This is a genomic window from Micromonospora humida (genome assembly GCF_016901255.1).
GTDB lineage: Bacteria > Actinomycetota > Actinomycetes > Mycobacteriales > Micromonosporaceae > Micromonospora > Micromonospora wenchangensis.
In genome coordinates this window covers 54588-72703 of the sequence record NZ_JAFEUC010000009.1, presented here as the reverse complement: position 1 = coordinate 72703, position 18116 = coordinate 54588, and the positions used below count along the sequence as shown (strand labels likewise).

General features: G+C 73.2%; 19 protein-coding genes. 4 read left to right on the top strand and 15 right to left on the bottom strand.

The genetic code is table 11. The annotated features are described in order from the left end of the window. Positions 1 to 60: 60 nt before the first annotated feature. Both JQX11_RS19000 and recO read right to left on the bottom strand, forming a co-directional pair. Positions 61 to 837 carry an isoprenyl transferase gene (locus tag JQX11_RS19000; RefSeq protein ID WP_204926478.1) on the bottom strand — a complete coding sequence of 259 codons (777 nt, stop codon included), beginning with the start codon at positions 835 to 837 and terminating at the stop codon, positions 61 to 63. A gap of 32 nt (positions 838 to 869) precedes the next feature. Continuing rightward, on the bottom strand, positions 870 to 1772 hold the full coding sequence (gene recO, locus JQX11_RS18995; RefSeq protein ID WP_204926301.1) for a DNA repair protein RecO: 903 nt from the start codon (positions 1770 to 1772) through the stop codon (positions 870 to 872). Between the two features lie 102 nt (positions 1773 to 1874). Between recO and JQX11_RS18990 the strand changes: the two genes are divergently transcribed. After that, the gene (locus JQX11_RS18990) at positions 1875 to 2651 is read left to right on the top strand and encodes a DUF4097 family beta strand repeat-containing protein (RefSeq protein WP_204926300.1); all 777 of its coding nucleotides are present in this window, start codon (positions 1875 to 1877) and stop codon (positions 2649 to 2651) included. A 16-nt stretch (positions 2652 to 2667) separates the two neighbouring features. Here the strand turns inward: JQX11_RS18990 and JQX11_RS18985 are convergent, their stop codons facing one another. From JQX11_RS18985 to hrcA, 11 genes are all read right to left on the bottom strand, one after another. Next, a complete protein-coding gene (locus JQX11_RS18985; RefSeq protein ID WP_204926299.1) occupies positions 2668 to 3750 on the bottom strand; it encodes an acyltransferase family protein in 1083 nt (360 codons plus the stop codon). Positions 3751 to 3881: 131 nt separating this feature from the next. Beyond that, a complete protein-coding gene (era, locus tag JQX11_RS18980) occupies positions 3882 to 4778 on the bottom strand; it encodes a GTPase Era (RefSeq protein WP_204926298.1) in 897 nt (298 codons plus the stop codon). Beyond that, positions 4775 to 5161, bottom strand: coding sequence for a cytidine deaminase-like protein (locus JQX11_RS18975; protein WP_204926297.1), 387 nt, complete (start codon positions 5159 to 5161; stop codon positions 4775 to 4777). Before JQX11_RS18975 ends, era begins: the two co-directional genes overlap by 4 nt. After that, complete coding sequence (locus tag JQX11_RS18970; protein WP_204926477.1) at positions 5154 to 6533, bottom strand: hemolysin family protein; 1380 nt, start codon at positions 6531 to 6533, stop codon at positions 5154 to 5156. Before JQX11_RS18970 ends, JQX11_RS18975 begins: the two co-directional genes overlap by 8 nt. Next, the gene (gene ybeY / locus JQX11_RS18965) at positions 6509 to 6982 is read right to left on the bottom strand and encodes an rRNA maturation RNase YbeY (protein ID WP_088644390.1); all 474 of its coding nucleotides are present in this window, start codon (positions 6980 to 6982) and stop codon (positions 6509 to 6511) included. The genes JQX11_RS18970 and ybeY overlap by 25 nt, the downstream gene beginning before the upstream one ends. Positions 6983 to 7000: 18 nt before the next feature. Next, on the bottom strand, positions 7001 to 8056 hold the full coding sequence (locus JQX11_RS18960) for a PhoH family protein (protein ID WP_204926296.1): 1056 nt from the start codon (positions 8054 to 8056) through the stop codon (positions 7001 to 7003). Positions 8057 to 8332: 276 nt separating this feature from the next. Beyond that, the gene (locus tag JQX11_RS18955) at positions 8333 to 9673 is read right to left on the bottom strand and encodes a serine hydrolase domain-containing protein (RefSeq protein ID WP_204926476.1); all 1341 of its coding nucleotides are present in this window, start codon (positions 9671 to 9673) and stop codon (positions 8333 to 8335) included. A gap of 68 nt (positions 9674 to 9741) precedes the next feature. Then, positions 9742 to 10101, bottom strand: a complete 360-nt coding sequence (locus JQX11_RS18950; RefSeq protein ID WP_088644388.1) for a histidine triad nucleotide-binding protein — start codon at positions 10099 to 10101, stop codon at positions 9742 to 9744. A gap of 293 nt (positions 10102 to 10394) precedes the next feature. Then, entirely contained in the window at positions 10395 to 11129 is a 735-nt protein-coding gene (locus tag JQX11_RS18945) for a 16S rRNA (uracil(1498)-N(3))-methyltransferase (protein ID WP_204926295.1), read from the bottom strand. A 176-nt stretch (positions 11130 to 11305) separates the two neighbouring features. Further along, a complete protein-coding gene (gene dnaJ / locus JQX11_RS18940) occupies positions 11306 to 12451 on the bottom strand; it encodes a molecular chaperone DnaJ (protein WP_204926475.1) in 1146 nt (381 codons plus the stop codon). A 74-nt stretch (positions 12452 to 12525) separates the two neighbouring features. Further along, entirely contained in the window at positions 12526 to 13548 is a 1023-nt protein-coding gene (hrcA, locus tag JQX11_RS18935) for a heat-inducible transcriptional repressor HrcA (RefSeq protein WP_204926294.1), read from the bottom strand. 214 nt (positions 13549 to 13762) lie between these two features. On the opposite strand from hrcA, the gene JQX11_RS18930 reads away from it, so the two are divergent. Beyond that, the gene (locus JQX11_RS18930; RefSeq protein ID WP_204926293.1) at positions 13763 to 14365 is read left to right on the top strand and encodes a DUF4870 domain-containing protein; all 603 of its coding nucleotides are present in this window, start codon (positions 13763 to 13765) and stop codon (positions 14363 to 14365) included. A 91-nt stretch (positions 14366 to 14456) separates the two neighbouring features. Here JQX11_RS18930 and hemW read toward each other — a convergent pair whose 3' ends face one another. Beyond that, a complete protein-coding gene (gene hemW / locus JQX11_RS18925; RefSeq protein ID WP_204926474.1) occupies positions 14457 to 15680 on the bottom strand; it encodes a radical SAM family heme chaperone HemW in 1224 nt (407 codons plus the stop codon). A gap of 19 nt (positions 15681 to 15699) precedes the next feature. Between hemW and JQX11_RS18920 the strand changes: the two genes are divergently transcribed. Beyond that, positions 15700 to 16482 (top strand): enoyl-CoA hydratase-related protein, encoded by a 783-nt coding sequence (locus JQX11_RS18920; protein WP_204926292.1) that lies wholly within the window; start codon positions 15700 to 15702, stop codon positions 16480 to 16482. A gap of 96 nt (positions 16483 to 16578) precedes the next feature. Beyond that, a complete protein-coding gene (locus tag JQX11_RS18915) occupies positions 16579 to 17442 on the top strand; it encodes a hypothetical protein (protein WP_204926473.1) in 864 nt (287 codons plus the stop codon). A 21-nt stretch (positions 17443 to 17463) separates the two neighbouring features. On the opposite strand, the gene JQX11_RS18910 is transcribed toward JQX11_RS18915, so the two are convergent. Continuing rightward, positions 17464 to 18105: an MOSC domain-containing protein gene (locus JQX11_RS18910; protein WP_204926291.1), complete on the bottom strand. Its 642-nt coding sequence runs from the start codon at positions 18103 to 18105 to the stop codon at positions 17464 to 17466. Between the last annotated feature and the right edge of the window lie 11 nt (positions 18106 to 18116).

Sequence of the window (18116 nt, the reverse complement as noted above, 5' to 3'; positions counted from 1 at the left end):
TCCGCGATTGGCCGCTCACCAGGGGATACCCCGACGGTGAGATCACCAACCGTGGTCCGGTCAGCGCGGCGGGGCGACCGGGTTGGGCAGCGCGCCACCGAACCGGCGGTCCCGCTGGGCGTACAGCTCGCAGGCGTACCACAGGTGGCGGCGGTCGAAGTCCGGCCAGAGGGTGTCCAGGAACACCAGCTCCGCGTACGCCGACTGCCAGAGCATGAAGTTGGAGATCCGTTCCTCGCCGGAGGGGCGCAGGAAGAGGTCGACCTCGGGGACCTCCGGGTGGTAGAGGTACTTCGCCACGGTCTTCTCGGTGACCTTGTCCGGGTCGAGCCGACCGGCAGCCACCTCCCGGGCGATCGCGGCGGCGGCGTCGGCGATCTCGGCTTGGCCGCCGTAGTTGACGCAGAACTGGAGGGTCAGCGTCGAGTTGCCCCGGGACATCTCCTCGGCGGTCTGCAACTCGGAGATGACGCTCTTCCACAGCCGGCCCGCCCGCCCCGACCAGACCACCCGCACCCCCAGGTCGACCAGTTGGTCGCGGCGGCGGCGGATGACGTCCCGGTTGAAGCCCATCAGGAAGCGGACCTCGTCCGGCGAGCGCCGCCAGTTCTCGGTGGAGAAGGCGTACGCCGACAGGTAGGGCACGCCCAGCTCGATCGCCCCCTCCACGGTGTCGAAGAGGCTGAACTCGCCCTGCTCGTGGCCCTTGGTGCGGGGCAGACCGCGCTCCTTGGCCCAGCGGCCGTTGCCGTCCATCACCACCGCGACGTGCTTCGGCAGCGCCTCGGCGGGCAACGCCGGTGGACGTGCCCCCGACGGGTGCGGGGTCGGTGGCACCGGCTCCCGCCGGCCGGACCTCAACGATCGGATCACTCGGTCATCTCCCTGTCCACACCCTCCACACCGACCCGGGGCGGCACCACCCGGCCACCCGGCGCACCGCCGTCGTCCCCGGCCGGCCCGCCACCACCCACCGGTACACCGCCCACCGGGCCGGTGTCCGGCGCACCGCCCCGGTCGACCAGCGGCAGCGAGCGTAGCGCGCGTTCCAGGTGCCACTGCAGGTGCGCCGCGACCAGGCCGCTGCACTCCCGGCGTACCCCGGTGGCGGTGGCGTCGGCGACCTGCCAGTCGCCGCTGGTGAGGGCGGACATCAGGTCGATGGTGGCCGGCGCGGGGTGGGCCGCGCCGGGCGGCCGGCAGTCCGGGCAGACCGCGCCACCTGCCGGTACGGAGAACGCCCGGTGCCGCCCCGGGGTGCCGCAGACCGCACAGGCGGTCAGTGCCGGCGCCCACCCGGCGAGGCTCATCCCGCGCAGCAGGTAGGCGTCGAGCACCAGCGTGGTGGCGTGCTCCCCCAGCGACAGCGCCTTGAGCGCGCCGAGGGTGAGCTGGAACAGCCGCAGCGACGGTTCCCGCTCGACGGGGGTGAGGCGTTCGGCCGTCTCCGCGATCGCGCTCGCCGCCGTGTACCGGGGGTAGTCCCCGAGGAAGCGCCGGCCGTACAGGTCGATGCCCTCGACCTGGCTGACGCTGTGCAGCGAGCTGCCGGTGTTGCCCTTCGGGTCCCCGGCGAGTTGGAGGTCGATGTGCCCGAACGGTTCCAGCCGGGCACCGAACTTGCTGGTGGTACGGCGTACCCCCCGGGCCACCGCGCGCAGCCGGCCGTGCCGGCGGGTCAGCAGCGTGATGATCCGGTCGGACTCGCCCAGCTTCTGCACACGCAGCACCACCGCGTCGTCGCGGTAGAGCTGTCGGCGGTACCCGGCCATCGGGTCATTCTCTCTCGGGGTGGGAAATCAGGGTCGGATCGGGGTGGGTGGGCGCCGCGCCCCGGATGTGCGCCGGGGTGCGGCGGTCGTAGGTTGCTGGTCATGGCACTTCCCCGCAGCGTGGTCGCCCTGGGCGCGACCGCCGCCCTCATCCTCGCCACCGGGTGCGACACACTGGCGTTCCGGCGGCTGGACTTCGACACCACCGAGACGGCGACGATCGCCCGGATCACCGTCCGGCCCGGTTCCGGGGACGTCGTGGTGCGGGCCACCGGCCCGGCCACCGGGGTACGCGTCAAGCGGGTGCTCCGCTACCAGGGTGACCAGCCCGACACCACGTACCAGATCACCGGCGACGAGCTGGTGCTGGACACCGGCTGCGGCCCCCGCTGCTCGGTGTCGTACGAGGTGACCGCCCCGCCCGGGGTGCGGGTGCAGGGCGAGACCGGCTCCGGCGACGTCGAGCTGGCCAAGATCGGATCGGTCGACTTCTCCCTGGGCTCGGGCAACCTGCGGATCGCCGACGCCAGCGGCCCGGTGCGGGCCGAGACCGGCTCGGGCAACATCGAGGTGCTCAACGTCACCGGCCCGGTCGACCTGCGGGCGTCCTCCGGTGACGTCACCGGCACCCGGCTCGGTGGCGACGTCTTCGTCGAGACCGACTCCGGCAACATCACGCTCCTGCTGAGCACCGCGGCCTCGGCGCGGGCCCACGCCGGCAGCGGGGACGTCGAGCTGACGGTACCGGCGGGCCGCTACCGGGTGAAGTCGAACGTCGACTCGGGGGAGGCCGAGATCGGGGTGACCAACGATCCTACGGCGTCGCTGGTGCTCGACCTTGAGACCGGCAGCGGGAACGTGACGGTCGTGCAGCGGTGAGGCGTCCCGGCGTACCTCAGCGGGCCCTGGTCCCGGCGGCGTCGGCCCCGGCCGTCCGGGGGGCCGGGACGACGGGCGTCGCCGGCACCGGTCGGGCCGGCCGCCGGCCGGGGACCAGCTCGGGGCGGCGGCGGGCCGCCACGTCCTCGACCCAGCCGACCAGCAGGGTCACCACGCCGACCAGGAGGAAGACCAGCACCACCCGGATCGCCAGCCCCCAGGGGTCGCGGGGGGACCAGCCGACCAGCCCGACCAGCGGGGTGAGCGCCACCACGAAGGGCATGTGCCACAGGTAGATGGTCAACGCGCGCCGGTTCGCGATCGTCACCAGCCGGCTGACGATCCGGTTGCGGTCCACCCAGGCGGCGGTGGCCGGGGCCCGGCCGATGACGACCAGGATGAACGCCGCCGACCACAGGGCGTTGCCCAGCGGGATGTCGTTGAGGTCGTAGCCGCGCGGCCCGGGGTGGGTGAGGATCCAGCCGGCGCCGGCCCCGGCCAGCAGCAGCGCCGCCGGCACCAGCACCCGGCCGGCCAGCCGGCGCAGCAACCCGTCGTGGTGGGCGAAGCCGAGCAGCCAGGCGCCGAAGTACAGGCCGAAGTGCTGCAGCACCGCCGAGGTGGTGGTCAGCAGACCCGCCTCGATCGCGATCAACAGCAGGTAGGGGACGGCCAGGGTGGGCAGCGGGGCCCGGCGGAACAGCCACAGCGCCACCGGGGAGGCGAGCACGAACCACAGGTAGTCCCGCAGGTACCAGATCGGGCTGAGCGCGAGCCCACCCCAGTAGTTCGCGGGCGGGTCGGTGATGGGAAACAGCCACAGCACCACCCGGGGGGTGAACACCAGCCCGGTCAGCAGCATCGCCGGGACGAAGACCGCCGCCACCACCCACAGCGAGGGCAGCAGCCGGCGCAGCCGACGCCCGACCGCGGGCACGCCGCAGCGGTCCAGCGACGCGGCCATCAGCGACCCGGCCAGGGCGAACATGACCGACATGGCCGGGAAGACAAGCGTCAGCGAGGCCAGCCCGGTGACGTGGTAGACCACGACCCGGATGATGGCCAGGAACCGGAGCAGATCCAGATATCGGTTACGCATCAGGCTGCATCTATGTCGGGGGCGGGATGGACGTCCCCTACCCTGCGCACCCGACCTGTGAAACCGCTGCTAATCGGTGCCTGACGTGAAACTTCCCATATCAGTGTCCGAATTCCACCCGGCGTACGGGATCAGAAACCCAGCTTGCGCAACTGCTTCGGATCGCGCTGCCACTCCTTGGCGACCCGGACGTGCAGGTCCAGGTAGACCCGGGTGCCGAGCAGCTCCTCGATCTGCTTGCGGGCGGTGGTGCCGACCTCCTTGAGCCGGCTGGCCCGGTGACCGAGCACGATCGCCTTCTGGCTGGGCCGCTCGACGTAGACGTCGGCGTAGATCTTCATGAGCTGACCCTCGGGGATCATCTCCTCCACCACCACGGCGATCGAGTGCGGCAGCTCGTCGCGGACCCCCTCCAGCGCCGCCTCCCGGATCAGCTCGGCGACCAGCACCTGCTCCGGCTCGTCGGTGAGCATGTCGTCCGGGTAGAGCTGCGGCGACGGCGGCAGGTAACCGGTCATCACGTCGACCAGGGTGTCCACCTGGTGCCCGGAGACCGCGCTGACCGGCACCACGGCGGCGAAGTCAGCCAGCTCGCTGACCGCGAGCAACTGCTCGGCCAGCCGCCGCTTGTCGACCAGGTCGGTCTTGGTGACCACGGCGAGGACGGTGGCCTTCAACTCGCTCAGCTCGCCGCTGATGAACCGGTCACCCCGGCCCACCGGCTCGTCGGCCGGAATGCAGAGGCCGATCACGTCGACCTCCGTCCAGGTGGTGCGCACCAGGTCGTTGAGGCGCTCGCCGAGCAGGGTGCGCGGCCGGTGCAGGCCCGGGGTGTCCACCAGGACCAGCTGCGAATCCGGCCGGTGCAGCACGGCCCGGATGACGTGCCGGGTGGTCTGCGGCTTGTTGGAGGTGATCGCGATCTTGGTGCCGACGATGGCGTTGGTCAGGGTCGACTTGCCGGCGTTCGGCCGCCCGACGAAACACCCGAAACCCGCCCGGTACGGCCGCTGCTCCACGCCGGTCACTCGATCACCGTGCCGAGCACCGTGCCGTCCGGCGCGGCCACGTGGATCGGCGCGTCGGCGGACAGGTCCCGTACCGCGGCGTGACCCGCCCCGTCCAGCGTCGACGCCTCGGTCACCACCACCGCCGCCTCCAGCCGGCTCGCCCCGGCCGCCACCGCCGACGCCACCGCGAGCTGCAACGCCGTGACCGTCAACGAGGGCAGCGCGACGCTCGCCGCCGCGTACGTCCGGCCGTCCTGGTCGCGGACCGCCGCGCCCTCCACCGCGGCCACCCGGGCACGGGCACCACGGGCCAGCACGACCAGCTTGCCGTCCTCGGCACTCAACTCGGCCGGATCGGACGGGGTGGGCCGGGCGGCCGGCTCGACGGGTGTCTCAGGCATCGGCGGGTTGCCTCTCCTCGGTGCTGTGCTGACTGTCAGGGGAATCGGGTCCGTCCGACGGCACCCGGCTGACCAGCACGCTGTCTATCCGGTTACGTCGGCCGGTGGTGCCCTCGGCGACCAGTTTGAGGCCGGCCACCTCGGCGTCGGCACCCGGGATCGGCACCCGTCCCAGGGCCTGCGCCAACAGGCCACCGACCGTCTCCACCTCGTCGGTGGGCAGCTCGGTGTCGAACAACTCGCCCAGGTTCTCCACCGGCAGCCGGGCGGTGACCCGCACCGCGCCGTCGGCCAGGTGCTCCACCGGCGGGCGCTCGACATCGTACTCGTCGGTGATCTCGCCGACGATCTCCTCCAGAATGTCCTCGATGGTGACCAGCCCGCCGGTGCCGCCGTACTCGTCGACGACGATGACCAGGTGGTTGCGGGCGGCCTGCATCTCCGACAACAGGTCGTCGACCGGCTTGGACTCCGGCACGAACGTCGCCGGCCGCATCAGCTCGGCCACCGGCGTCTGGTGGGCCCGCAGGTCACCGCCCCGGGTACGCCGGATGAGGTCCTTGAGGTAGAGCACGCCGAGCACGTCGTCGACGCTCTCCCCGATCACCGGGATGCGGGAGAACCCGGAGCGCAGGAACAGCGCCAGCGCCTGGGAGAGGGTCTTGCCCTCCTCGATCCACACCATCTCGGTGCGCGGCACCATCACCTCCCGGGCGATGGTGTCGCCGAGCGCGAAGACCGAGTGGATCATCTGGCGTTCGCCGTGCTCCACCACCCCCCGCTGCTCGGCCAGGTCGACCAGCTCCCGCAGCTCGACCTGGGTGGCGAACGGCCCCTCCCGGAAGCCGCGCCCCGGGGTGACCGCGTTGCCGATCAGGATCAGCAACGAGGCCAGCGGGTTCAGCGCCCGACCCAGCCAGCGCACCAGCGGCGCCACCGCCCGGCCCACCGCGTACGCGTGCTGCCGGCCCAGCGTGCGCGGGGCCACCCCCACCACCACGAAACTGACCACGGTCATCGCCCCGGCGGTCACCAGCGCCGCCCGCCAGCCCGCGCCGAAGCTGTCCACCGCGACCAGGGCGACCAGGGTGGTGGCGGTCAGCTCGGCGAGCAGCCGCAGCAGCAGCAACAGGTTGAGGTGGCGGACCACGTCACCGGCGACGGCCTGGAGGGTACGCGCGCCGCGCGCCCCGTCGCGAGCCAGCTCCGCGGCGCGGGCCGGGGAGACCGCGGCCAGCGCGGCCTCGGTCATCGCGATCAGGCCGGCGAGCACCACCAGCCCGGCCGCGAAGAAGATCAGCTGAAGATCGGGAAGGCCGGCGGTCGGACCGGCCGCGACTATGTCCATCACCGGGACCGGGTCGACCGCCAGCTGGCCAGCAGCCGGGCCTGGAGGGCGAACATCTCCCGCTCCTCCTCCGGCTCGGCGTGGTCGTAGCCGAGCAGGTGCAGCACCCCGTGCACGGTGAGCAGGTGCAGCTCGTCGGCGGCGCTGTGCCCGGCGGTGGCCGCCTGCTTGGCCGCCACCTCCGGGCAGAGCACGATGTCGCCGAGCAGTGCCGGTTCACCGCCGGCCGGGGCGCTCTCCCCCGGGCCGTGGTCGACGCTGCCCTCGTCCATGGGGAAGGCGAGCACGTCGGTGGGGCCGTCGCCGCCCATCCAGCGATGGTTCAGCTCGGTCATGTAGCCGATGTCGACAAGCAGCACGGACAGCTCGGCGAGCGGGTTGACCCCCATCTCGTCGAGGGCGTGCCGGGCCACGGCGAGCACCGCGTCGGTGTCGACCTCGGCACCGGACTCGTTGGCGATCTCGATGGACAACTGTCTTCCTCTGATTGGTTAGCGGCGTCGGCCGGCCCGGCCGCCCTGGGCGGTCCGCCCCGGCACGGCGTGCACGCCCTGCGCCTGCTGGTTCTCCCGCTCGTCCCAGCGGGCGTACGCGTCGACGATCTCACCGACCAGCCGGTGCCGGACCACATCCGCGCTGGAGAGCTGCGCGAAGTGCACGTCCTCGACATGGCCCAGGATCTCCCGGACCACCCGCAGCCCGCTGGCCGTCCCGCCGGGAAGGTCCACCTGGGTGACGTCACCGGTCACCACGATCTTGGAACCGAAGCCCAGTCGGGTGAGGAACATCTTCATCTGCTCGGGCGTGGTGTTCTGCGCCTCGTCCAGGATGATGAACGCGTCATTCAACGTCCTACCCCGCATGTACGCCAGCGGGGCCACCTCGATGGTGCCGGCGGCCATCAGCTTCGGGATGGACTCCGGGTCGAGCATGTCGTGCAGCGCGTCGTAGAGCGGGCGCAGGTACGGGTCGATCTTCTCGTTCAGGGTGCCCGGCAGGAAGCCCAGTCGCTCGCCCGCCTCGACCGCCGGACGGGTCAGGATGATCCGGCTGACCTGCTTGGCCTGGAGCGCCTGGACGGCCTTCGCCATCGCCAGGTACGTCTTGCCGGTGCCGGCCGGGCCGATGCCGAACACGATCGTGTTGGCGTCGATCGAGTCGACGTACGTCTTCTGCCCGAGCGTCTTGGGGCGGATGGTGCGCCCGCGCCGGGAGAGGATGTTGAGGGTGAGCACCTCGGCGGGTCGCTCGGTGCCGCCCTGTTCGAGCATGCCGACGGTACGCCGGACAGCGTCAGTGGTCAGGGTCTCGCCTTTCTCGATCAGTTCGAGCAGCTCGCTGAAGAGGCGCTCGGCGAGAGCATTGTCCGCGGGCGCGCCGGTGATGGTGATCTCGTTGCCGCGAACGTGCACGTCGCTGGTGACCGAACGTTCGACGAGTCGCAGGATCTCGTCGCCCGCGCCGAGCAGGTTGACCATGATCTTGGCGTCGGGAACCGTGATCCTGGTCTGCACCCGGGGCGGGCCGGGAGGTGGGGTGCCGGTCATAGGTCGGGCCGTGGGGCCCTGCGCCACCTGCTTCCATCTCGCGCCGTGCCCTGCTGGCGCGGCGTGCGGACGATACTCCCATCGTATCCGCTCGGGCCCGGCGGCACCGCGTCACTTTTCCCGCCCGGCGGGGCCGGGCGGTCGTACCCGCCTCCCGGCCCGTCCGGCGGCCGGCACCGGGCCGGGAGCTGGCATGTCAGGGCCCGGGAACCGGCGGGTCAGGCCCGGGAGCCGGATCGGGCCGTCGGCTGGCGGCCGAGGTCGAGGGCCGGCCGGTCAGGCCCGGAAGTCGTACCGGTCGAAGGTCTCCTGGTGGCGGGTGAAACGGTAGGTGGCCCAGTGCATCGCGACCACCGTCCCGTCGGCGTCGCGGGTGAGCCGCAGCAGCTCCCCGACCTCCCGCCCGGAGACCGTCCGGAACACGTCAGGTGACTGCGGCGTCGGCGCGAACACCGCCGGGGGCCGCCCCGCCGGATCGTCCGCGCCCCGGGCCCGCAGCGCCCCGTCGTGCCAGGAGAAGACGTACTCGAACCCCTCGCCCCACCAGCGGCCCAGCACCCCCCGCAGCGGGCCGGGCGCACCCGGGCCCGGCCGCCACGGCACGATCTCCGCCGGGTCGTGCTCGGCCGAGGCGGCGAGCAGCCGGTGCGGCAGTTCCAGCACCTCGGCGGCGGTGCCGCAGGAGGCGAGCACCGCGCAGCCCATCGCGCCGGGGGTGCCGTCCCCGCCGCGCCGGCCGTAGACGCCGGCCAGGAAGCCGGGCATCGCGCCGTCGTGCCCCACGTGCACCACCCGGTCCGGGTACGGGACCAGGATCAGCCCGAGCCCGAAGCCGGCCCTCCAGGCCGTCTCGTCGGTGGTGGTCACCGGCCAGCGCATCTCGTCCAGCGTCGTCGGGGAGAGCACCGCCCCGGTCGGGTCCAGCGCGGCCGGATCGGCGAGGAACGCCGCCCACCGGGCCATGTCCGTCGCGGTGCTCCACAGCTGGCCGGCCGGCCCGACCGCCCCGAAGTCGGTCGGCGGCTCCGGATGCGCCTCGTCGGAGTACGCGTCGACCAGGAACCCGGTCACCGCCTGCGGCCCCGGGTCGACCGAGGTGCCGGCCAGCGCCAACGGGGTGAGCACCCGGTCGGCGAGCACCTCGGCCCAGGTGCCGCCGCGCAGCGCGCCGACCAGCCGGCCGAGCAGCGCCATGCCCAGGTTGGAGTAGTGGTAACGGCGGCCGGTGGGCAGCACCCGCTCGGCCCGGACCAGGTCGGCGACCAACTCGTCCACCTGCGGCGCGCGCAGCGTGTCCCAGACGTCGCCGTACGGTTCGCGTTGCAGCCCGGCGGTGTGCGAGAGCAACCGGCGTACGGTCAGCTCGCCGTGCGCGGGCAGGTCCAGGTGCCGGCCCAGCGGGTCGTCCAGGTCGAGCAGCCCGTCGTCGCGGCACTGCAACGCCAGCACGGCGGTGAAGGTCTTGGTGACCGAGCCGATCCGGAACCGGCTCGCCGGGCCGAGGACGGTGTCGTTACCGGTGGTGCCGACCTGGAAGCTCCAGAGCGGACCGTCGGCCCGGTGCAGCGCCACCGCCAGGGCCGGCACCCGTGCCTGCGCCTGGGTGCCACGGACCATCCGTTCCAGCCGACGCCGGGTGGGTGCCCCCTGGCCGTCCGGGTCGGGTTCCGGGTCGACCGTCGACGTCACACCAGGTCCCGGGCCAGCATCGGGCCCAGGGGCGCGCCGCCGAGCAGGTGGGCGTGCACGTGGAAGACCTCCTGGCCGCCGTACGGGCCGGTGTTGAACATCAGCCGGAAGCCGTCACCGGTCAGCCCCTCGTCCTCGGCCACCGCCGCCGCCGTGGCCAGGACCTCGCCGGCCAGCCCCGGGTCACCCTGACCGAGCGTCGCCACATCGGCGTAGTGCTCCTTGGGGATGATCAGCACGTGCACCGGCGCCTTCGGCCCGATGTCACGGAAGGCCAGGGTGGTGGCGGTCTCCTTGACGATGGTGGCCGGAATCTCCCCGGCGACGATGCGGCAGAACAGACAGTCGGCTCCCATCCCCCCACTCTAAAGACCACCCCTCCCCCACTCCCCCGCCCCTCCCACACCGCCCCGTCCTGTCCCGCCCCACCTGCACCGGTGATCAAGAGGTTTGCGTCGATCCCAGGCCGCCCCGCCGATGACGCAAACCTCTTGATCACGAGGGGACACCGCCGGGAGACGGTGGTGCGAGGCGGCGTTGAGGGGTGGTGATCAAGAAGTTTGGGGCGGGGATCGAGCCGGGGGATGACGCAAACCTCTTGATCACCCGGGCAGGGCGAGGGCAGGTGGGGCAGGGAAGGGTGGGGTGGTTACCAGCGGGAGAGGCGGGTGGCGAGGACGGCCAGGGCGGCGGGGCCGGCGGTGGAGGTGCGTAGGACCGAGGGGCCCAGGCGTACCGCGCGGGCGCCCGCGTCGGTGAAGGTGGTCAGCTCGGTCGGGGCGACGCCGCCCTCGGGCCCGACGACCAGGACGATCTCGCCGGTGCTCGGCAGGTCGACAGTGGTGAGCCGGTCGTCGGCCTCCTCGTGCAGGACGAACGCCGTGCCCGCCCCGGCGATCCGGCGGGCCACCGCGGCGGTGGACTCGTCCGGGGTACCGGCCACCACCGGCAGCCACGCCCGGCGGGCCTGTTTGGCTGCCTCCCGGGCCGTCGCCACCCACTTGTCCCGGGCCCGTACGCCCCGGTCGCCGCGCCACTGCGCCACCGAGCGGGATGCCGCCCAGGGCACGATCTCGTCCACCCCGACCTCGGTCATCGCCTGTACGGCCAGCTCACCCCGGTCGCCCTTGGCGATGCCCTGCACCACGACCAGCCGGGGGACGTCCGCGTCGACGTACCCCCGGGAGGTGACGGTGAGGTCGAGGGCACCCCGACCGACGGCGGTGACCACGGCGGTGGCGGTGCCGCCCCGCCCGTCGGCGAGCAGCAGTTCCTCGCCGACGCGCAGCCGTTGCACGGTCGCGGCGTGGTGCCCCTCGGGGCCGTCCAGGGTGAACTGGTCGGCAGGGGGCAGCGACTCGACCAGGAACAGTGGCGCGGACACGCCGATCAGGCTAACCGGCCGGGCAGGCCGGGAAGCCACCCGGGACGCCGGCCCGACCGGCACGCCCCGACCGGGACGAGCCGACCGGGACGAGCCGACCGGCACGAGACCGACCGGCACGAGACCGACCGGATCTAGACCGAACGGGACAAGCCGACCGAAACAAGACCGACCGGTCAGGCGTGGCCGTTGAAGGCGTCGCGCATCCGGGAGAAGAAGCCGCCCTGCTTGCTCAGCTCGGCGACCTCCTCGCCCCGGGTCTTGGCGAAGTCCCGCAGCATCTTCTCCTGGTCGGCGTCGAGCTTGGTGGGGGTACGCACGTCGAGGTGGACGTAGAGGTCGCCCCGCCCGGTGCCGCGCAGGTGCGGTACGCCCCGGGCGCGCAGCCGCAGCGTGCTGCCCGGCTGGGTGCCGGCCTTGACGTCGACGGTCTCGTCGCTGTCCAGCGTCTTGATGGTGAGCCGGGTGCCCAGCGCGGCGGCGGTCATCGGCACGGTGACCCGGCAGTGCAGGTCGTCGCCCTTGCGGGAGTACACGTCGTGCGGCCGCTCGTGGATCTCGACGTAGAGGTCACCGGCGGTGCCGCCACCCGGGCCGACCTCGCCCTGCTGGGCGAGCCGGATGCGCATGCCGTCCTCGACACCGGCCGGGATCTTGACGGTCAGCGAGCGGCGGGTCCGCACCCGGCCGTCGCCGGCGCAGGTCGGGCAGGGGTGCGGGATGGTGGTGCCGTAGCCCTGGCAGACGGTGCACGGCCGGGCCGAGACGACCTGGCCGAGGAAGGTGCGCTGCACCGACTGCACCTCGCCCCGGCCGCCGCACGCCTCGCAGGTCGCCAGGTGGGTGCCGGCTGCGGTGCCCGCCCCGGAGCAGGTGGTGCAGAGCACGGCGGTGTCGACCGTGATCGGGGCCTCGACGCCGAAGGCGGTCTCGTGCAGGTCCAGTTCCAGCCGCAGGATCGCGTCGGCCCCGGGCCGGGTCCGTGGCCGTGGGCCACGGGCGCCACCGGCCGCGCCACCGAAGAAGGCGTCCATGATGTCCTGGAAGCCGACGAACGGACCGGCCCCGCCGGGGCCACCCGGGCCGCCGGCACCCCCGCCGCCCGGGGCGAGCGGGTCGCCACCCAGGTCGACGATCTGCCGCTTCCGGTCGTCCGAGAGGACCTCGTACGCGGCGTTGATGTCCTTGAACTTCTCCTGTGCCTCCGGGTCCGGATTGACGTCCGGGTGGAACTGCCGCGCCAGCTTGCGGTAGGCGCGCTTGATCTCGTCGTCGGAGGCTTCCCGGCTCACGCCGAGAATGCCGTAGTAGTCCCTGGCCACTGCGTTCCGTGTCCTCATGTTCGTCTCGCGTTTGCGCCGGTCGGCGGCCGGAGCCGGCCGCCGGCCCTGACTGGTCAGTTCTGGGCCAGCAGCTCGCCCACGTAGCGTGCCACGGCCCGCACCGTGGCGATGGTGCCGGGGTAGTCCATCCGGGTCGGGCCGAGCACGCCCAGCCCGCCGACGATGGTGCTGCCCGGGCCGTACCCGGTGCTGACCACCGAGGCGGCACGGAGATTGTCGACCTCGTTCTCGTCGCCGATCAGCACCCGGGTGGTGCTCGGCTCCGCCTCGCCGATCAGCTTGAGCAGCACGACCTCCTCTTCGAGCGCCTCCAGGATGGGTCGCAGCGAGCCCTGGAAGTCGAGCAGGCCACCCCGGGTGAGGTTGGCGGTGCCGGCCAGCGCGAGCCGTTCCTCGGTGCGCTCCACCAGGGTCTCCAGCAGCACGGTGGACAGGGTGGTCATCGCGCCGCGCAGATGCGGCGCGCTCTCGTCGACAAGCGCCTGCACCAGCGGCGGAGTGTCGGACAACCGACTCCCGACCAGTTTCTCGTTGACCAGCCGGCGCAGGTCGAGGACGTCGTCGGCGGGGACCGGCGCGGCCAGCTCGACCAGCCGCTGCTCGACCCGCCCGGTGTCGGCGATCATGACCAGCATCAGCCGGGTGGTGGAGATCGGCACCAGTTCCAGGTGGCGCACCGACGAGCGGGCCAGCGACGGGTACTGCACCACGGCGACCTGTCGGGTGAGCTGCGCCAGCAGGCGTACGGTGCGGTGCACCACGTCGTCGAGGTCGACCGCGCCGACCAGGAAGCGCTCGATGGCCCGGCGTTCGGCCGGGCTGAGCGGCTTGACCCGGGAGAGCCGGTCGACGAAGAGACGGTAGCCCCGGTCGGTGGGGACCCGGCCGGCGCTGGTGTGCGGCTGCCGGATGTAGCCCTCCTCCTCCAGCACCGCCATGTCGTTGCGGACGGTCGCCGGGGAGACCCCGAGCTGGTGGCGCTCGACGAGCGTCTTGCTGCCGACGGGCTCCTGCGTGGCGACGTAGTCCTCGACGATCGCCCGCAGCACGGCGAGTTTGCGGTCGTCGAGACCCATCTCCCACCTCCTGACGCACGTCGCCCCGGGCGCTGCCGCACCCGGGCGAACACTCTGGCACTCGACTGTAGCGAGTGCCAGTCTACGTCGGCAGTACCGCCGCCGATATGATCAAGAAGGACCAAGCCGGCGGGGGGCGCTGACGCACGGTCGAGGCCAACCTCACCAGTGTCGCTCTGGTGCACCCTTGCCGACAGCCCCTACCGTGGCGGGCATGACTGAACCACCTCGCCCTCCCGGCGCGGGCGACGGGTTCCCGCCGGACCCGACCGCGCCCCAGGGCTCGCCATACGAGCCGCCCACCGCACCACTGTCCGGCGCGCCGGGCGCGGGCGGGTACCCCCCGCCCGGTGGGTATCCGCCGCCCACCGGTGACCAGCCGCCCGCGGGCGGTTACCCCCCGCAGGGTGGCTACCCCCCGCCCGGTGGCGGATATCCGACCGGCGGCGCCTACGGTGCGCCGAGCGGCGGCTACGCCAACAGCGAGGACAAGACCTGGGCGCTGGTCGCGCACTTCGGCGGTGCCGCCGGCGCGCTGATCAGCTTCGGCCCGCTCGGCTTCGTCGCCCCGCTGATCGCCTACCTGGTACGCGGGCAGCAGTCGCCGGCCGTCCGGGCGCAGGCCCTGGCCGCGCTGAACTTCCAGATCCTCTGGTCGATCATCGCGTTCGTGCTGCTCTTCGTGAGCTGGTGCCTGCTCTTCCTGCCCAGCATCGCGGTCGTGGTGATCCAGATCCTGTTCGGGATCATCGCCGGCATGAAGGCCAACGAGGGTCAGGCCTACCGCTACCCGATGTCCACCAGCTTCATCAAGTGAGTCCCGACCGGCCGCTCCCCCGGCCGGTCGGGCACCACCGCCGGCCCCGGCGCGCCCCGGCAGAGTGCGCGGCGGGCCGGCGCGGCCACGCTCAGGGCAGCAGGTCGCGGACCACCGCGTCGGCCAGCAGCCGGCCCCGCAGGGTGAGCACCGCCCGTCCCTGCGGATAGGCCACCGGGTCCAGCAGCCCGTCGGCGAGCGCGCGGGCGGCGGCGGCCCGACCCGCGTCGTCCAGCACGTCCAGCGGCAGCCCGGAGGCGAGCCGCAGCCGCAGCATCACGTCCTCCGTGTGCGTCTCGGCCGGGGTGAGGATCTCCCGGGCCAGGCCGGGTGAGTGCCCGGCGGCGAGCCGCTGCGCGTACGTCGTGGGGTGTTTGACGTTCCACCAGCGCACCCCGCCGACGTGGCTGTGCGCCCCCGGGCCGAGGCCCCACCAGTCGCCGCCGGTCCAGTAGAGCAGGTTGTGCCGGCACCGGGCCGCCCCGCCGCGCGCCCAGTTGGAGACCTCGTACCAGGAGAAACCGGCCGCGTCGAGGGCGGCCTCGGCGGCCAGGTAGCGGTCCGCCGCGACGTCGTCGGAGGGGTACGGCAGCTCGCCGCGCCGCATCCGGGCCGCCAGCCGCGTGCCGTCCTCCACGATCAGGGCGTACGCGCTGACGTGGTCGACCCCGGCGGCGACCACCTGCTCCAGCGAGGCGGCGAAGTCCTCCGGGCGCTCCCCCGGCGTGCCGTAGATCAGGTCGAGGTTGACGTGGTCGAACCCGGCGTCGCGGGCCTCCCGGGCGGCCTCGACGGCGCGTCCCGGGCGGTGGGTGCGGTCGAGGACGGCCAGCACCCCGGCGGCGGCGGACTGCATGCCCAGCGAGATCCGGGTGTAGCCGGCGGCGCGCAGGGTCTTCAGCGACCCGGGGGTCACCGACTCGGGGTTGGCCTCGGTGGTGACCTCGGCGTCGGCGGCCAGCCCCCAGGTGCGGTCGATGCCGTCGAGCAGCCGGGCCAGGTCGTCGGCGGGCAGCAGGGTGGGGGTGCCGCCGCCGACGAAGACCGTGTCGACCCGGGGCGGCGGGGTGTCGGCGAGCACCCGGGCGGCGAGCGCCAGCTCGGTCAGCACGGTGTCGGCGTACGACTCCCGGCCGACGCCCCCGCCCAGCTCGGCGGCGGTGTAGGTGTTGAAGTCGCAGTATCCGCACCGGCTGGCGCAGAACGGCACGTGCAGGTAGACACCGAACCCGCGCGCGCCGACCCCGCGCAGGGCGGTGCCGGGCAGCGCGCCGTCGACGGGAACGGTCTCACCATCTGGAAGGACGCCGGGCATGGCCACTAGTGTGCCCGGCATGACCTCTCCCGACCGACTCGTGCGGGTCGCCACGGCCCGTGGGGTGACCACCCTCACCCTGGACAGCCCGCACAACCGCAACGCGCTGTCCACCCCGTTGATGACCGAGCTGCTGGCCGGGATCGCCGGGGCGGTCGCCGACGACGCGGTCCGGGTGGTCGTGCTGGACCACACCGGCCCGGTCTTCTGCTCCGGCGCGGACCTCAAGGAGACGGCGGCGGCGTACGCCAGCGGGTCGGTGCCGGCCGGGATGCTCGGTGACGTGCTGGTGGCGGTGCGCCAGTGCCCGAAGCCGGTGCTGGCGCGGGTGGCCGGGCCGGCGCGGGCCGGCGGGTTGGGCCTGATCGCGGCGGCCGACCTGGCGGTCTGCGCGTCCGAGGCGACGTTCGCCTTCACCGAGGTGCGGATCGGGGTGATCCCGGCGGTGATCTCGGCGACCGTGCTGCCCCGGCTGCACCCCCGGGCCGCCGCCGAGCTGTACCTGACCGGCGACACCTTCGACGGCCGGCGGGCCGCCGAGGTGGGACTGGTGACCGCCGCCGTGCCGGCCGGCGAGCTGGACGCGGCGGTGGCCCGGTACTGCGCGTCGCTGGTGCGGGGCGCGCCGGGGGCGCTGGCCGGGACGAAGGAGCTGCTGCGCCGCCCGGCCGCCACCGACCTGCGGGCGGAGATCGCCGACCTGTCCGCCCGGTCCACCGGCTACTTCCTGTCCGCCGAGGGCCGCGAGGGCGTGGAGGCGTTCCGACAGAAGCGGGACGCGGCCTGGGTGCCCCGGGATTGACCTGGTTTCTTCTGATTCTGCACGGGAACGTGAACCGGTCGACCGACCCGGGGCCGACGGTTGGCGACGTACGCTTGGCGAACGTTGAAACGGGAGGTGCGGGTGCGGACACGGACATTCGTGGCAGCCGGTGTCGTGGTGGCGTTGTTCGCCATCGTCGGGGGCTGGGGAGTCCGTCAACTCGACGGGGAGTTCCGGCTTCCCGTCGCCGGCCGCAGTTGCACCGTGCAGGCCGACGGCACCGTCAAGCTCGACGCCGACCAGATGGCCAACGCCGCCACCATCGCCGCGATCGGCATGCAGCGGCAGATGCCCGAGCAGGCCGTGGTGGTCGCCCTGGCCACCGCGTACCAGGAGTCGGGGCTGCGCAACCTCGCCCACGGTGACCGCGACTCGCTCGGCCTGTTCCAGCAGCGCCCCAGCCAGGGTTGGGGCACCCCGGAGCAGATCCGCGACCAGCGGTACGCGGCGAACCGGTTCTACAAGGCGCTGAAGAAAGTGCGCGGCTGGGAGCGGATGGAGGTCACCGACGCGGCCCAGGCGGTGCAGCGTTCGGCGTACCCGAAGGCGTACCAGAAGTGGGCCGACGAGTCCCAGGTGCTGGCGCGGGCCCTGCTCGGCGAGGCGACCGGCGCGGTGGCCTGCACGGTGGGGCGTACCCCGGTGATGCGCGGGCAGGCCGCGGTGGCCGAACTGACCCGTGGCCTGACCCTCGACTGGGGGTTGCCCGACGCCGGTGCGGTGGCCGAGCTGACCGACGTGACGGTGCCCGCCTCGGATGCCCGGGACGGCTGGCGGTACGCGCACTGGCTGGTCTCGCACGCCCCCGACCACGGGGTGAAGCGGGTGCGCTTCGACGGGCTGGAGTGGAACGCCGACAACGGCCGGTGGGCGAAGGTCGCCGACGGCCGGGCGACCGGGCCACGGGTGCTGGCCGAGGTCTTCGCCGACCCCGCCTGACCGGCCGGCGGGCCGGTGTGGTCAGTCGGCGACGTTCAACCGGCGGCGCACCTTCTCCCTGGTCGAGGCGGGCAGTTCGGGGACGTCGAGCAGCCGGGGCAGCAGCTCCGGCTCCAGACTGGTGGCCCGGAACACCTCACCGATCGTGACGCCGTGCGCCGGCCGGTCCACCACCGCCACCGGGTCGCCCGCGCTCACCTCGCCGTCGCGCAGCACCCGCAGGTAGGCCCCGGGGGCGGCCCGGACGGTGAACCGCTTGATCAGGTCGGGCACCCCCCAGAAACCGGCGAAGGTCGTGCACGGGGTACGCGGCTTGGTGACCTGGAGCAGCGCCGAGCCGACCGCCCAGCGTTCGCCGATCACCGCGCCGGTCACGTCCACCGCCCAGGTGGTCAGGTTCTCACCGAAGCCGCCGGGGCTGATGTCGCGGCCCAGTTCGGCCGACCACCAGCCGGCGTCCTCCTGCGCGTAGGCGTAGACCGCCTGCTCGGGGCCGCCGTGCTGGGGCCGCTCGCCGATGAAGTCGCCGGCCACCCCGTCGGCGCGCAGCAGCACCGGGCCGTCGACCGGCCGCTTGTCGATGCCGCTGCGCCCGCTCGCGTCACCCGCCCACCGCGCCTGCGTCACCACGCCGAGGTTCACCGCCGCCACCCTGCCCGTCATGGCCCCAGGGT